The organism is Psychrobacter sp. P11G5, from assembly GCF_001593305.1.
Lineage (GTDB): Bacteria > Pseudomonadota > Gammaproteobacteria > Pseudomonadales > Moraxellaceae > Psychrobacter.
Map to the genome: position 1 here is coordinate 2144886 of NZ_CP012533.1, position 16140 is coordinate 2161025.

Sequence of the window (16140 nt, forward strand, 5' to 3'; positions counted from 1 at the left end):
CTTTATGGCGATTACTGCAGATAAGTTTACATAATGACTGCATTTTATTTTATTAATTACCTTGCAAAAAACCCTAATGTAAATGATAATTATTATCGTTAATTAATATTGCATCGTCATTACTTAAACAGCTATTTCATCAAAAGGAATTTACTATGAGCATGGTCATCTCTCGTTACTTGAACTGCCGTGAAAATCGACTACCTACTCTTCAGTCGCAGCATTTATTTGCACTCACTAAAGAGGTGCGTATTGAGCATGAAGGTGAGGAATACCGCCTGCGTTTGACTCGTAATAATCGTTTAATCCTGACTAAATAATGTGAAAGCTATTACAAAAAAACGCCTTTATCAAAAGGCGTTCTTTATTGGAAAATAATGGGTACTAATTATTTATAGCAGCTTCTTATTATAGTCTTCAACTGCGCTCACTTTTTAAGAAAGCATGTAGAGCGTTACCGTTTAGAACTGCCAACTATAGACCACATCCACTGCATTTTCAGCCGCAGAAGTTGCTTCAACATAGATACGGCGCGTTAATTGGTAACGAATAGACAAGCTATTTTGAGCATTAAAGACACCTACTCCATAGCGAATATATAAATCAGGGGTTACGTAACCTGTGACATTAACATTCGTATCTTCACTACTGCCTGAAGCATCAACAGTTAGGCTTTGCAGACCAAAAGCCTGACCTATTTGATTAGTTAAACTACGTGTACCGCTAAGGCCGAAGCTTAGTCCAGCAGCGGCTAGGTTGTTGGTTACCTGAGACTTAAAGCCTTGCTCACTGATTTGGGTCGCACCTGTATTATTGATACGGCCAGTTACCAATGCATTCATCGCTTGCTGCTGGGTAAGTCCTGCATTGTTAAAGACGATGATATTCGGACTTTCAGTATTACCTTTAACCCGCAAACCTACTGTCTTGCCATCGATAACTTTGACTGCTTCGATACTAAGGTTTGGCTTCATAACATCGCCATTGAAGCGTACTTGCCCGTAATTGAGTTCTAAGCTCTGACCAAAGGCATTGATATTAGTACGACGGGATACTTGGACAACCCCTTTGGCTCGCATAATGCCAGTACCGTTTTGATTAATATTGAGAGCACCTGCCAAAGGAATAACAGCACCAAAACCACGGAAATTAATGTCATCACCCAAATCGATACCTATATCAGCATTGATAGACCATGGTTTCGAGACTGCCAAAACGTCCTCAATGTTGCCAATTAAACGTCTATCAATCACAACAGCGTCTTCGGTCTGGGTAATAATATCTTCGCTAGCTTCGGGAGGACGAATAGTCGCTGATGGTACACTGACCGCCCCTTCGATATTAACGTAACGATCACCTGGGCGTACGATTATATCAATATCAGGGTTAACCTCAGCCAACAACAATGGTGGTTGCGTCAATACCAATCTTTCGCCAACAACACTGAGCTTAGCTTGCAGCTTTTGTTGCCAATTAACTGTTCCGATCAACGTACCCGTACCTGTACCACTGTTAAACTTTCCATCAATCGTCGCTTGGGTGCCGCGAATTTTAGCAGCTACATTGACGTTAGATAGATTAACTGGTAAATCAAGCATGGCAACACGGCCATTAGCAAGTTTTACATCTCCATAAAACTGTGGCTTATCTAGGGTGCCGCCAACGCCCCCTGCCATAGTAATATTACCTTCAAGTACGCGCATACCTGGGAAGAAAGGCTTGAATACAGCGAGATTAAGCTCGTTGAGTACTAGCGCCCCTGATATTGGTTTGGGTGTTTTGTACGGATCTACGATTACTTCGGCATAGCCGCGAGCACCGTTTCCAGTATTGATATCTGTACGCAGTTTTAGTCCTTCAGGTACCGACAATGCGATGAGAGATACGCGCTCATAAGGTAGGGTTATAGGGGCAGCATCACCATCTTGAATCAGACCTATTTTGCCATTGTCAGAATACAAAGTCATATTGATAGTAGGTGGCTTACCACGTTGCCACCCTACAATAGCTTTACCATTAATCTGACCATGCCAATCGATATCTTTAGGCAAGAATACTGAAAACAGTGATGCATCAAGCTTTTGTAACGCAAGATTGACTTGTCCACCAGCGGCTGAAGCAATGAGATTTTCACGTAAACATAGCTTGCCAGTCTGATCTTTTGCTTGCCAACAATGTGCCGCTAATTGAACTTTTAGATCACTAGTACCACCGTTTTTTTCTGGTTTTGGCAAGTTAACGATTACCTGTGCAGGCTGCAATTGATTTAAAGTAGCATACTGTGACTTGATGCGACCTTTACCTATCACACCTGACCAACTTAACTGGTCACGGTTGAAGCCACCATTTAACCGTGCTGAGATATCTAATTTCTCATTAGCCACCTCAAGATTAACAACATGTGCCTGCTCGGTACCACTAAACGATGCATTAACATTTTTGAAGCTTTGTCCAGCTGCATCTAAACCTTCGGCACTAATAATGAACTGGCTAGGACTGTTCGCTAGATTCACTAACTTACCACGTATGCGGCCTTGACGTAATATAAACCCAGGTAACGCGATACGCTCACCTACTAGATCTATATAAATAGTCGGTAACGCTTGTCCTGCTGGCTGGGACAAGGTCGCACCGCCAGTTACTTTACCCGCAAGCTTTTCTGAAAGCTGATCGAGACTAGTAATATTAATCTTTGCTTGTAGCTGCTTGGCGTTGCCATTGGCAGTCAAATAATTATCACCCCAACGAAGCACAAGATTACTAGCATTGAGACTATCGATGAGCGCGTTTACCTGCTGATATTGAGCTTTAGCATCTTGAGCTTTTAGACGCTGGAAATAACTGCTTAAATCTTCTGGCAAGTTTAACTTGGCTGCTAAACTACCCTTAGCACTCAAAGGTTGACCTTTTAAAGTACCATTTAGGTTGATTTGTTGTAGATTGATAATTTGCTGCGCTTTACTCCAACTTCCATCCGTTTTTATGCTGCCAGTAATGGTACTTGGCGTGTCTTTTAGGAAGTAACCTAGGTTAAAGCGATCCATCACTGCGCTGATATCCCACGCAATACCTTTACTCACGTCTATTGACCCTTGAGCATCGATACTACCCGCGGCACCCACATGACGGAAACGCTTAATACGAATGAGTTGTGAGTCTCCACTAGCATCAATAGTCAGTTTGCCAGCAGGGAGCTGCTTGGCATCCAGTACGCCATCGAAATTTATAGCAAAGCGTCGTAACTTACTCTTTGCATCAGGGCGGTTTTTGGGCGCAGGTTGCCATTGTCCACTCGTGTTCAAATCACCAGTGAGAATGGCTGGATTGTTCGGTAAAAAATAACCTAAATCGAAATTGTTAAAACGCCCATTCACTGTCCAGCCAATATCTTGGCGCAAATCAATCACACCTTTCACATTAACAGCACCTGCTTCACCAGCATAATCTAGCTTACGCACGTTGATTAACTTTGGCGTGCCAGCAGCATCAATGGATAGTCGACCATTGGGAACATCAGCAGTATCAAGTTGACCATTAAAACGTACATCAAATACTGATAGCTTGCCACCGACAACATCAATGCTCGCATCGCCATTACCTGCTATACCAATGTCGCGACCATTTTGGGTAGCATCAAGCTGAGCCTGCAAGTCAGTCTTATTCAAATTAATAATGTGTCGCTGACCTTTGACACCGTTTTTAGTAATATTGAGCAAACGACCACGAGCACTGAGACTTCCTGTCAGGCGCTCAAGTGGCAAATCGTCACGGTATTGTTTGGGTAGCAAACCATTGGTACGTGCATCAATCTGCCATGTCAACGGTCGCTGCTTAGTCGCTAGCTGAATCTGCCCATTACCTGATAAATCACCGACTATACCTTTATAATTAAGACCGTTGATATCGATGACATTACCAACTTTACGAACTTTTACATCGTAGTTACCTTTAGGCGCTGCGTTTAGCTCATTGATAAGAGCCTTGGCATCGATCGATAAGCTTGAGCCGCGCACGATGACATCAGCCTGTCCATTTGGACTGTCAATATTGCCAATGTTAGGTACATTGCGACGAGTGAGATTTTGCCATTTAGCATCAATGTACCAAGGTGCCACTTGCTTAGATTTTAATGACGTTTTGCCACGGACAATATTGGCATTGACGTGTTCGCCATCACGTTGACGCAAGTCAGCATCAATCTGCGTATTCCCAGCGCTATTTTGTTGTTGATAATGCATTGATAGCCGGCCGTTGAGCTTTTGCGGCGCATACGCTTTAAAATCAGTATATTCATCAGGAATAGCACGACGCACATCAAAGTTACTACCTGTCGCTCGTATTTTTGCATCGAAGTTGTCTTGCCAGTCTAAAATGCCCTGCAATACTAAACGTCCAGCTGGTACATCAGCATCTAAGCGATCAATACGCAGTTGACTATTGGCAATGATTGCGCGTCCTTGATAATGTCCTGAAGGGATGTCTTTAGCAGTCAATTCTGTATTAATACGTAGACGTATCTCAGAAATAACCCCATCTGCGATAGCGGTGCCACTTTTTAAATGAATATTTTGTGCATCTACATAAGGAATAACAACATTATCCCATTGCAATTTAGCTTGGAATGGTGAGTCGTTATCAAGCCCCTGCACCACAAACTCACCTCGGACATCGCCCTCGTTGTAACGACTACGCACCTTACCTACTGTGCGCTTTAAAGTTCCTGTCGCTGTTACGTTTAGTGGATCAATATAGGCCTTTTCTAACGCACTGACTTCAGCGATAGCACTGAGATCTAACGGATAGTCGCCTTGTAAATCTATACTGCCTTGCAATGCACTGATTTTGACAATATCTGCATAACGTAAATCACCACGACCAACCGTCACTTTACTACCTACCCACGTTAAATCACGAGCATTAATATCGTGCACCACGATAGGATCTTTGGTTACTTGCTTGTAAACGATATTCTTTATTTTTGCTTGATCAAAACGCAAATTAACCGGAAGTTTAAGCGTTTTATAATCAAATGCTTCACCAGTTGGAGGTTTATTATTAATAATTTCTATACGCTGAATATCAGCATCACTAAGATGCACTTCTTTAGCAAAGACAGCACGCCAGCCTATTTTTACATAAGCTTTGTCCACCAATATTTCAAGATCCTCAGTCGCTTGGATATCTATATCCGTAACCCAAATGCCGTCACGTAAATTTCCCTTACCGTATTTAAGCTCAATCCCCGTCTCAGCACTTATCTTTTCTAAGATAAACTTCGTACCTGACTCTGTTCCTGTCATGTAAAAGAAGATCGCAAACATAATCAGCAGAACGATAAGTATCAGTACCAGTAGCTTAAGTACAAAGGACAGTGGATACCAGCGTCTTACCGCGCGGGCATCTCTTTGGGCAGGATCTTCATCCGGTGAACGGTCAGGCGGGGTCTTTTTGGTCAACATGACACTCAACTACGTTAAAAGATTATTACCAGCAATTGGTAGAATTAATAAAAGCGACTCATTGGGCTTTTCTAGTTTGATCGACTTAACCTATACGTTGACGATTAAGTCTATAATTTCAGCTATAAAGGCGAGCCAATAAAGAAATGTAGTCTAATTGGAACACTATCTTCTGTCACGCCAGCAGCGACATCTACACGTACGATTCCCACAGGCGATGCCCAGCGAATACCGACACCGACACCGACTTTGGTTTCAGTCTCAAAGTCTTTATCATAAGCATTACCTACATCGGTAAATACTGCACCACGAAAGCCAGGAATAAATTCATAATTGTACTCGGCACTACCGACTGCTAGTACTTGCCCGCCCGTTAGATAACCATTTTCTAATGGCGATAAGCTTTCATAATCATAACCGCGAATGCTTTGATCGCCACCAGCGAAAAAGCGCAACTTATAAGGTACTTCATAAAAATCATCTGCCCAAATATACCCTGTATTTAAACTACCGAGCACTTGATGCTTATTAGAGTCTCCGAAGCTATAGATACCACTAACACCAGCGCGAACTATAGCCAAATCAGTATCACTAAGCGCCTTATCTGCTCCTGCTTCAATAGCATAGTATTGACGTATACCGCGAGTCGGATTAGTAGCACTATCGACATCCGTTTTATTTATACCATAGCCAAATAGCAGTGCCTTTTGCGTAGGCCTAGAGGAGGTAAAACGTATAGGCAGATCATCCAACTTAGTATCATCAACGCCAGTTTCCAGCTCATCTAAGCGATAGCGCACAGAATAACTACGATTCCAGCCGTTCTCGCGGCGAATATTACGGGCTAATGCTGCTTTTAGCGTTTTGGTGGATAAATCAAAGTTACCTTCGCCCTGATCGATCACTTCTTCTTCATAAGTAAGACGTCCCTCTAGCTTATCATTGAGCGGATGTTTCCATGGTCGACTGGCATAGACGGCAACATTTTTATTGATTCGTGAGATCTCAGTTTCTGCTCCTGCTTGATAACCTTTACGATTAATTAAGTTATAGTCTATCTTAGCAGTCGCTCTCACACCTGTGTCTGTGCCATAACCAATACCTACTTGCGCATCACGTGGCTTATCAGCATAGACAAAGACATACAGTGGTACTTTTTTACTTTCTTGAACTTGCTGGGGTGTTTTACGTCCTGCAAGTGTAGGCGGTACAAAGTTTTCATCAGCCAGTATGCTTTCTTCATCAGGGAAGATCTTTTTGGCAACTTTACTAATGGAGTCACTGATTTTTCCTAGAATACTATCTGCTTCTTGCGTCTTTTCATCGAGCAGCCGATCATCTGGCAAGCCACTTAACCGATCTGCTTTACGCTTGATAGCTAGCAGCTTGTCTTGCGTTTCTTGATCGACTTCAAACTCAATAGGAGCAACATCCATTGCATCTACAGTAGCGCCACTATTGGCTTCAATGTTATCACCATTGTTCTCGACATCATCGCTGCTATCAACATTATCGTCAGCACTTTGAGCATTGACGGTATTCATCGCCGACTCGCCACTATTGCCGTTATCAGAAGAGTTAACATTAGCCGTACTGTCGACATCATCATCTATAATGCCATCATTATCAACATCTATCGGAGTATTATCAAAAGCTAAGGTGCTGCTTTCGCTGAGCTCATCCGGTGGCAATATCGTCTCAACGTTGACGGTATTAAAATAACGGGTCGCTGATAAGTCATTACCAAGTTTGGTAATGGCCGGACGATAGAACGGATCGCCTGCTTCAAAGTCAAACATCTGTTTCAATAATGAAGTCTCAACCGGAAGTTTTTCAGGATCTCGTGTAAGAGTTCCTGTCGCCTCATCGTAGGTAAAAAACACCACTTCATCAAAATCATAACGATTACCAGTATTGTAAACCAGTGAAACATCAGCTGTGTTGTCCGGCAAAATGATATCGACGGATTTGTTTAACCAGTATTGATCAAAATAACCATAGGTATTACTTAAGGCTTCAAGTGCGGCTTTGCTGTTTTTGTAAACACGATGATTAAAGATATCTCCTTCTTGTGGCGGCATATCTTTTCCGAGCGCTTGAAATTCAGGTTGTTCGATACCTTCACCGCGAATATCTACAATACGACTATCAACGCGCACAGGTTCACCAAGTTCTTCGATAATGACGTCAATAGTATCAATAGTTGGTTGGCGCAGGCGTAGGGTAACATCGTAATAACCAACTGCACGCGCGGCATCTAATGCAGTTTGGCGTAGACGTGGTAAGGCGGCGGTAAAATCAGCAACAGATTGCACGTTCGTATCATCAAGTGCCGCTTTGATGTTATTGATTGGCTGACTGTCGTCGTCAGCCTTGATCAATTTTGGCTGAGCATTATCATTAGTGGCAGCTTGCTGTAAGTAAATAGTCGTTTCTACGTTTGGCAACGCCATTACCCCACCGTTAAACAAACGGTTGTATAGGCGCTTGACAATATTACCGTTTTTGCGCGAAGGTTTAGAGGCTTGCACGATACTGTCAGTGACTGCCTGCGTCTCAGAGACAGCTTGGTATTCAGGTAAATAGTCATCAGGATTCAAGGCCTTGGGTTGCGCACCTTCTTGCTGCCCTACCGTTTCGCCTTGGATAGGTAATTTGCCTGTACTTGCCTCAGCCTTGATACCAGCGATAGTGTCCTCAGCGCCAGTCACCATATCACTGTCTTGCTGTGCGAGAGTTTGAGCAGGGCTCTGTTGGCTATCCTTTACATTACCACTGCCAACAGAATCACTCACATCAAGCGGACGTGACAGGATTTCAGCCGTCTCAGCACGCTCTGCAGCATTTTGCACACGTCCAAGGGTATCAAGATTGGTCGGCGCTGGTAAACTTGCCGCATCTAGGCTTGGATCTAAACCAATAGGAATCTCTTGGCTATCTAAAGTCGCGACAGGATTATCAAAACCATCATTAGCATTGTTACTATTGTTGCTTGAAGAGTTATTGCTTGAAGAATTGTTACCTTCAGAATCGTTTTGATTATTCTCTGCATCTACCGCAGCAAGTTCACGCTCAATCTGTTCAGGCGTCATCATCTGATAGCCTTGCTGCTGCACTGTGGCTGCCTGCTCTAACAGATTATCATCGGGTATATTGGCTTGCAGTATATCCACATCATTTAAGCTATCTGAGCTTTTTGAGACGTTAGGGTTACGCTTGATGGGTTTGGTTGATAAAGACTTTTGCGACTTCCCACCTAAACTTTGCTCACTATAATCATCTAATACCGATTGATCAATAACACCTTGCTCTACTGCTTTTTTTAGGCGTAGCGCATCTAAAGCGGCATCAAGCTCGGTCTCTTGATCAGACATTAGAGCATTGTATTTGGACAAGCTTGAAAGCTGAGCTGAGCCATCGGTGTTTGTATTAACATCATCAGCACCAATGGCAGGAGATGCTGCGCCAAAACCGACTAACGCACTCGCCAGCGCAGTAAAAAGTGTTGAGCGAGTAAAAGAGGTACGCGGCAAGTTTGACAAGTTGCCTGATTGCGTTGAGGGCTGCTGTCTTATCATACTTATTTCCTATCACCTCACGCGGCATGCTTATACTGACGATGGATACCGCCTATACTTACCGGTGAATATACTTATCACATTTAAAATTAATAGTGCTTATAATCAACGTCGATAAAAGCATGTCAAACTTACAAATCATAGCTTAGTTAATTATCAAATCATAGCATCTAGCGCATGTATTTATAGCAAAGCCTTGCTATTATACGGTCTAAAAATAATAAAACCTATCTTATATTTCGATAAGTTTTTGATAATATTCATAATTATATAACATAGAAGCACCTTGTGTTGCTTATGTTTAGCCCACTTTATGCATTAGACGCTGGCCGCTTGTAGGAGTCCACATGGCAAATCAGTTTCAATTATTTAAGCGTCGTCGCTTTAACGCTATGTTTTTTACCCAGTTTTTGGGTGCATTTAATGACAATATTTTTAAGCAAGCGTTAATCTTAGTTTTGACTTATACCGCTGCCAGTCAAATCGGCGTAGAAGTGAGTATTTTAAATAATTTGGCAGCGATGCTATTTATTTTGCCCTATTTTTTGTTTTCCGCATTGGCTGGCCAAATCGCAGATAAATTTGAAAAATCCAAACTAACTCGCTTTGTGAAGCTACTTGAGCTGGTTATTATGACGGTCGCTGCCATAGGATTTGTATTTGAGTGGTATACGCTATTATTCGTGGCGCTGTTTTTGATGGGTACGCATTCTACCTTTTTTGGTCCGATTAAATATGCTTATCTACCCCAGGCAATGCAAAAAGACGAGCTAGTCGGTGCCAATGGTTTGTTTCAGATGGGTACTTCCCTTGCTATTTTGCTTGGTATGATTATCGCTGGCGTATTGACGCAATTGCCGCAGTCGCTTTATTGGATTAGTGTAACGGTTGTGTTGGTAGCAATACTAGGCTATGTAGCAGCGCGCTTTATCCCCATCATGCCAGCAATGCAGCCTAACCTAACTATTAATTGGAATATTTTTACCACCAGTATGGCCACAGTGCGCTATTTATATTCTTTGCCGTTTTTGTTCTTTGTAATTTTAGGCAATAGTTGGTTCTGGTTTTATGGTGCAACATTCTTGACCCAAACGCCTGAATTTAGCAAAGTCATCTTACATGGTGATGAGTCCGTTGTTATTTTCCTATTAACCCTATTTTCCGTTGGGGTTTCTATCGGTTCATTACTATGCAAAAGCTTAACCAAGAACCAAGTTAGCTTGCGTTTATTACCTTTTGGTATTGCAGGCTTAAGTATCTTTGCTATTGACCTTTATTTCTCCTTATCAGGTCTAGATATTAACGTTAATTCTGAAGCATTATTAGGTATTAGCGATTTATTTGGTATAAATGGCAGCTGGCGCGTGTTTGCTGATTTATTCTTTTTGGGCTTTAGTGGCGGCCTTTATATCGTGCCTTTATATGCATCTATGCAAGCTTATGCACCCAAAAGCCATCGTGCGCGTATTGTTGGTGCCAATAATATTTTTAATGCTATTTTTATGGTCACCTCTGCCATATTTGCTATCGTAGTATTAAATACGTTAAATATGTCGCTGCCACAGTTGTTTTTGGTCACTGGCATACTTAATATTGTTTTTGGTGTGTTTTTATATACCAAGCTCAATAAACATCTCAGGCAGGCTGTCATGCAAACTGACGATGATGACTCATTCAGCAGGCAAGACTAATGCAGTGTAGATAATATCGCTCTAACAGAATTTTCATGCCGATAATCAATATTGTTTGCTATAGTAATGAATTATTATTTTTGCAAAATTGAATTAAGACACTAACGAAACAAAGCTACATCAGGAGCTAATCATGGCACTGCGTTCCTTATCTAAGATAGACAATCTGTTACTTGGCGTCGACAAGGCGCTACGGGCAGTCGTTCCACATTCCAATCCTAGTACTCGCCCGCTACCTGTCAGCGATGATACTATTCCTGAACTGAGTATCACTGAAGCACGGCACGTGGCTGGGCTCATGCGTATTAATCATACTGGTGAAGTATGCGCGCAAGGGCTATATCATGGGCAAGCTTTTAGTGCAAAAGATAATGGCGTGAAGCAAGCCATGCAGCAGTCAGCTGAGGAAGAAGTAGATCATCTGGTGTGGTGTGAGACTCGTCTGCAAGAGCTGGGTAGTCATCCTAGTGTCTTTACACCATTATGGTATGGCATGTCGTTTGGTCTTGGCGCGGTTGCTGGTGCTATCTCGAATGAGTTTAGCTTAGGCTTCGTCGCTGAAACTGAAGCTCAAGTTAGTGAGCATTTGCAAGATCATATAGGACAGCTACCCATCCAAGATAAGCGCTCGCGTGAGATACTGGCACAGATGGATATTGAAGAGCTACATCATCGGGAGCTGGCAATCAATAGCGGCGGTACAGCATTATCGCCCCCTATTCGCCATACCATGCGCTGGATGGCCAATCGTATGAAAGCCACTGCTTATCATTTATAAAGGTGTAAAGTCAAAAAATATATTTTACAATCAAAATAGCCCGCTAAAAATTCAAAATCTCATAAAATCTTTTAGTCGATAAAGTACTTCAAAATTCTGATAACTGAAGCTAATCTGTAGGATTTTTAACAATCCTACTATTGAGAGGCTTGATGCTAGTTTGATAGGGTATAAAAAATTTGTACAGTTTTTCATCAGTTTTTATAGCACTGAGCATATTTTATTAGCCAAACGTTTTAACTGCATGCAGTATTGCAGATGTTAATGGAACATCATTGATTAAAAATAACTTATTAACAACCAAGGTAACGATTGCCATGAGCCAACCCATAAGTCACGATAAACACCATAAATTTGCTACTCTAACCGCCCTAGCAACGGCTTGCACAATGATGCTTTCAGCTCCTGCCTTAGCTGCGACCCCTGATACGACTGCTGCACCGGCAATCAGTACCAGCGCACCGAGTGCTATTGACTCAAGCAAACGCATTATTCGCCGTGCACAGCCAAATGCAACTATCAGTAGTGTACAGCCAAGCCTTCCTGAAGCCGATGCTACTACCCCAACTACCGCTCAGTCTACGCCCCAGCAAAACAGTGCAGCTGCGCCAGCTCAACCAACCCCTTACACACCTGTGGTTCCTGTAACTCCGAAACCTACAGGTGCCACGCAAGTTTATCAACGTGGTCCTATTACTAGTACTGGTGTTGACATTAGCGGTGGTCAGCTGGGCAATTTTCCAACGCCACAAGTACGTATCTCAGATATCAGTTTTGTGCCTACGTTATTGATTCCGCAGACAACGGGGCTTGGTACAGACAAACTTGATGTCAGTTTACTTGATGACTTTATTAAAGAAGTGTCACCTAACGCGCGTCATTATCCACCGAACTTCCCTAACCGCTCACAGCGCCACTATGCTCGCGAAAAAATCAAAGTAATGACCGAGTGGATTGAACCGTACGCCAGTGCACCTAATGCCTCTTACGATGTACTCTTGCGTGCTGCAAAACTTAACGGTATGGGTCGTAACTTAGACTTGGGTTCAGATTTTGCCGTTCGCGGTGGTAAATATGTCGATCGCGCTATCAAAGCCAAACCTGACAGTGGTGAAGCCAATTTCCTATATGGCATGATGTTATCGGAAGGTGGTGGGTTTAAAGAAGGGAAAAAGTATCTGGACAAGGCTGTTTCACTTGGTTATACCGAAGCAGAACAAAGCCTAGCTCAGTCAGACTTATTGAGCGATCGCCGTAACGAAGCCTTAGATCGCCTACGTCGACTCGAACAACAAGTGCCGGACAATAGCATCATTCGTCAACAGATCAAGCTGATTGAAGATGGCAAATTCTACATCTGGGACTTACCGGCACCGAACATCAACGTTAAACCGAACTCTCCAATTACCTAGATTTATTGTTATAAATACATACCGTTGATCTATATTATTAAATAAAGAGCTACCTTAAAAAGCGTGTTCGTTTTATATTGATATTGCATCAATCATAAAACAAACGCGCTTTTTTGTGGGCTAAGATATCTGTCTTAAGAAACTATCTATAAAACCATAATATTAGCCATTACTTCTATCAGCCTCCGCCGTTCAATAATTAAGATTTAAACGTTAACAGTTAATGCATATAGTGTAAGCGCACAAGGTACGCTACACTCGTAAGTATATGGGCATTCGTTATAGAAGCACTTATTGAAAGCGTTATTTTACAAAATCCATCTACTGAGGTCTTCTATGTCATTTGCCAGTCTTACTGCAGTCATGTCAGCATATGTTAAGAAAAAACCCATGCCTATTGCGCCAGTAGCAATGGCAGCGACCATGATGCTATTGACGGCCTGTAGTACAGTCTCAGTCAACAAGCAAACTCAGGCAAAAACCATTAAAAACCAGCGTGGTAGTATCGTTACTGAAAATAAGCTTAGTACGGCTACTTCTGCCACCCTATTGTCTGCCGGTCTCAATGAGCAAGCCTGCATACAGTATTTTGACCAATGTTTAGCACAATTAACCGATAGCATACTCAACGAACACTATAGAACCGCACTTGCTGTCTACGCTGAGATTCATTATGCAAAGGCGCTTCAACTTGCTAACTCAGCAGATTGTCAACAGGCTTTATCACGACCACCCCTTGACCCTTATTACGCTAATGCTCCTTTGACAGCAGAGCAAAAAGATACTCAAGAGCAAAATACCAACACCTGTGTCAACAGCTATCAGGCGCGGCTTTTTGATGCGATTAAACTTAGTTATACTTATTTATTTTATGATAGCTTAACCCACGATTTTGAAGAGGCTAGTACTGACAAAACTGTCGTGCGCCAACCCCAACGTATTCCAACCGATATCGATATCCAAACTCAAGACGTCTATAATGCGGCCACTAACAGCGTTGTTACACAGTTATATCATTCAACAGACTCTTCAAATAGCATGATGGACAATACCAAAATAAAGTACCTGCCAACCAATGCTACGATTGATACTAGTAACAAGGCAGCAATTGCCAATCGAGCGCCGTTGCGTGGTAAGCCTACTGATCAGATTAACGTCATGAATATCCAAGTCGACAACTATGACCTCAACGTTTATCTACCTAATGAAAACAACTATCTACAAAACGCACATAAGCAAGCTTCTGCACTTGCTGATTTGACTTCAACTTATGAGCTGCGTTTGACGGGACTAAACTCAGTCAGTAAGCGTCCAGGTCTTGGTGTCAGCTTGGTTGCCTCACTGGATGACCGTTATACGACTACTATCCGCCAACTATTAGCTTCATCGCTATCAGGTAAGCTATCTGCAATGGCAAGCAACGGTAGCATGGAAGATAGCGAAACGAGTACACGCATCTATCCTACTGGGCATCTACTTATGACCGGTGTGGTAAAGCCAATAGGTGACAGTGTGCTTGACGTACTTAGTAGCAATCAGCTCGATATTCACTTATATAACCCCTATCGTAGTAACAGCGTCAATATCCTTGGTAATGACTATCCGCTTGCCGCTAACTTTTCTGCAGGTTATGGACTGTGGTTGGCAGAGAACCAGCTTGACGGTGTCGGTTATTTGAACTTACTGACGCGGCGTCAAGAAACAACACTGCCTAAACTATTTATGCTTGAACCTTATGATCCTAATAAGCGTGTGATTGTCATGATACATGGCTTAGCTTCCAGTCCTGCGACATGGGTTAACTTAACCAACGATATATTCAGTGATGACAAGCTACGTGACAACTATCAAGTATGGCAAATATTTTATCCGACCAACCTGCCTATTCTAGAAAATCGCTATCAGATTCAAAAGCTTCTTGAAACCACTTATCAACAAACAGATCCTAACGGACAAAATCGCGCTAGTAAAAACAGCGTGATTGTCAGCCACAGTATGGGAGCTATCATTTCTCGTATGATGCTCTCTGACGACAATTTGGCAAAAAATCTCGACGCATTAGATGATAAGAATTTAATTTCAGATAGCGCAAAACGTCAAATTGATCAGACTCTCAGACAGGCTTTTGGTAAGGAAGAGATTCGTAAGCGTTTTCAGCTGCAAACCTTACCACAGGTTGATACCGCTGTATTTTTGTCTGCACCATTTCAGGGTACTGATTATGCAGACCGCTGGTTTACCCGTGCGCTACGGCGTATTATATATTTGCCAATAAGCTTAGTAAAAACCGTTACTGATAATTTAGCTACTATTGCAACTCAAGGTGATTTGGCACAGAACCCGTTAGGTGCGCTATATCTGCAAAATGGTGCAAGTCAACTGAGTAACAAGTCCTCATTTATTCAGTTGACTAAAGACATCACTATCAACGATCGTATTACTTATCACTCCATTATTGCCAATAATGATACAGATATCACTCAAGGCTTGGCAAGAATGCAGCCCGGTGGAGCTAGGATAGACTTATCCCAAGCGACAAAATCAGGTACAAATGGTGAGACCGATACATCTTCTATACCGAGCGCGCCACTTGTAGCAGCGGTGATGGTGGATGAAGATATTAGTCAAGCACTCACTGAGCGTTTATCCGATGGCATTGTGCCTTATACTAGCGCCCATCTCGATGGTGCTGCCTCCGAAACCGTAATCAGTGGTGGTCATAGTATCCAAGCTAACCCGCAAACTATTTTGACGTTGCGACGCATCTTGCATAAACAGCTACAACAGTAGCCTTCACTTAGCATCATGAATAGCTTGTTATGCTTTTGATGGTAGCAAACTATTCATAGCTCTAGTCGACATTGATAGTCTTTCTCAGAGCTTTGATTATAGGTAAAACACCCCTTAATTATTGGTAGTTATTAATGACGGACTAGTAGTCATTGAGTTAATGACGCTTACTATGCACAGCTTGCGTGTGTACCTATGGTGGCGCATAATATATGCACGTTAATGTATATTAATCTACTGATTTTATAGACAAATGACTTTAATTTATAAGGATATAAGTTATCTACTGCAATTAAGAACGTCTTAAATAAAGATATCTTTATTTAAGACGTTCTTAGCTGAATGTCATTTGTAGCTAAATAACAATTGGCTATTGCCCGTAATGCTCGTACTACTGATTACGGACAGTTACTTGAGCGTATCATGGAAGCT

General features: G+C 42.3%; 7 protein-coding genes. 5 read left to right on the forward strand and 2 right to left on the reverse strand.

Translation table 11 applies throughout. From position 1 onward, the window contains the following. The first annotated feature begins 155 nt into the window (after positions 1–155). Positions 156–320 carry a hemin uptake protein HemP gene (locus AK825_RS14585; protein ID WP_010200173.1) on the forward strand — a complete coding sequence of 55 codons (165 nt, stop codon included), beginning with the start codon at positions 156–158 and terminating at the stop codon, positions 318–320. Positions 321–461: 141 nt separating this feature from the next. Here the strand turns inward: AK825_RS14585 and AK825_RS08660 are convergent, their stop codons facing one another. Then, positions 462–5459, reverse strand: a complete 4998-nt coding sequence (locus AK825_RS08660) for a translocation/assembly module TamB domain-containing protein (RefSeq protein ID WP_068036316.1) — start codon at positions 5457–5459, stop codon at positions 462–464. Positions 5460–5581: 122 nt separating this feature from the next. Next, positions 5582–9037 carry a BamA/TamA family outer membrane protein gene (locus tag AK825_RS08665; RefSeq protein ID WP_068036318.1) on the reverse strand — a complete coding sequence of 1152 codons (3456 nt, stop codon included), beginning with the start codon at positions 9035–9037 and terminating at the stop codon, positions 5582–5584. Positions 9038–9384: 347 nt separating this feature from the next. On the opposite strand from AK825_RS08665, the gene AK825_RS08670 reads away from it, so the two are divergent. The 4 genes from AK825_RS08670 (at position 9385) to AK825_RS08685 (ending at position 15708) form a co-directional block, all read left to right on the forward strand. Next, positions 9385–10728: an MFS transporter gene (locus AK825_RS08670; protein WP_068036320.1), complete on the forward strand. Its 1344-nt coding sequence runs from the start codon at positions 9385–9387 to the stop codon at positions 10726–10728. 139 nt (positions 10729–10867) lie between these two features. Further along, a complete protein-coding gene (gene coq7, locus AK825_RS08675; RefSeq protein WP_264753655.1) occupies positions 10868–11506 on the forward strand; it encodes a 2-polyprenyl-3-methyl-6-methoxy-1,4-benzoquinone monooxygenase in 639 nt (212 codons plus the stop codon). 317 nt (positions 11507–11823) lie between these two features. Beyond that, positions 11824–12918 (forward strand): hypothetical protein, encoded by a 1095-nt coding sequence (locus AK825_RS08680; RefSeq protein ID WP_068039254.1) that lies wholly within the window; start codon positions 11824–11826, stop codon positions 12916–12918. 336 nt (positions 12919–13254) lie between these two features. Further along, positions 13255–15708 (forward strand): hypothetical protein, encoded by a 2454-nt coding sequence (locus tag AK825_RS08685; RefSeq protein ID WP_068036323.1) that lies wholly within the window; start codon positions 13255–13257, stop codon positions 15706–15708. Positions 15709–16140 lie beyond the last annotated feature (432 nt).

What these genes read in the sequence shown, in the direction of transcription:
- AK825_RS08670 (WP_068036320.1), top strand. Translation starts at nt 9,385, where the DNA reads ATGGCAAATCAGTTTCAATTATTTAAGCGTCGTCGCTTTAACGCTATG.
- AK825_RS08665 (WP_068036318.1), bottom strand. Translation starts at nt 9,037, where the DNA reads ATGATAAGACAGCAGCCCTCAACGCAATCAGGCAACTTGTCAAACTTG.
- AK825_RS14585 (WP_010200173.1), top strand. Translation starts at nt 156, where the DNA reads ATGAGCATGGTCATCTCTCGTTACTTGAACTGCCGTGAAAATCGACTA.
- AK825_RS08680 (WP_068039254.1), top strand. Translation starts at nt 11,824, where the DNA reads ATGAGCCAACCCATAAGTCACGATAAACACCATAAATTTGCTACTCTA.
- AK825_RS08685 (WP_068036323.1), top strand. Translation starts at nt 13,255, where the DNA reads ATGTCATTTGCCAGTCTTACTGCAGTCATGTCAGCATATGTTAAGAAA.
- AK825_RS08660 (WP_068036316.1), bottom strand. Translation starts at nt 5,459, where the DNA reads ATGTTGACCAAAAAGACCCCGCCTGACCGTTCACCGGATGAAGATCCT.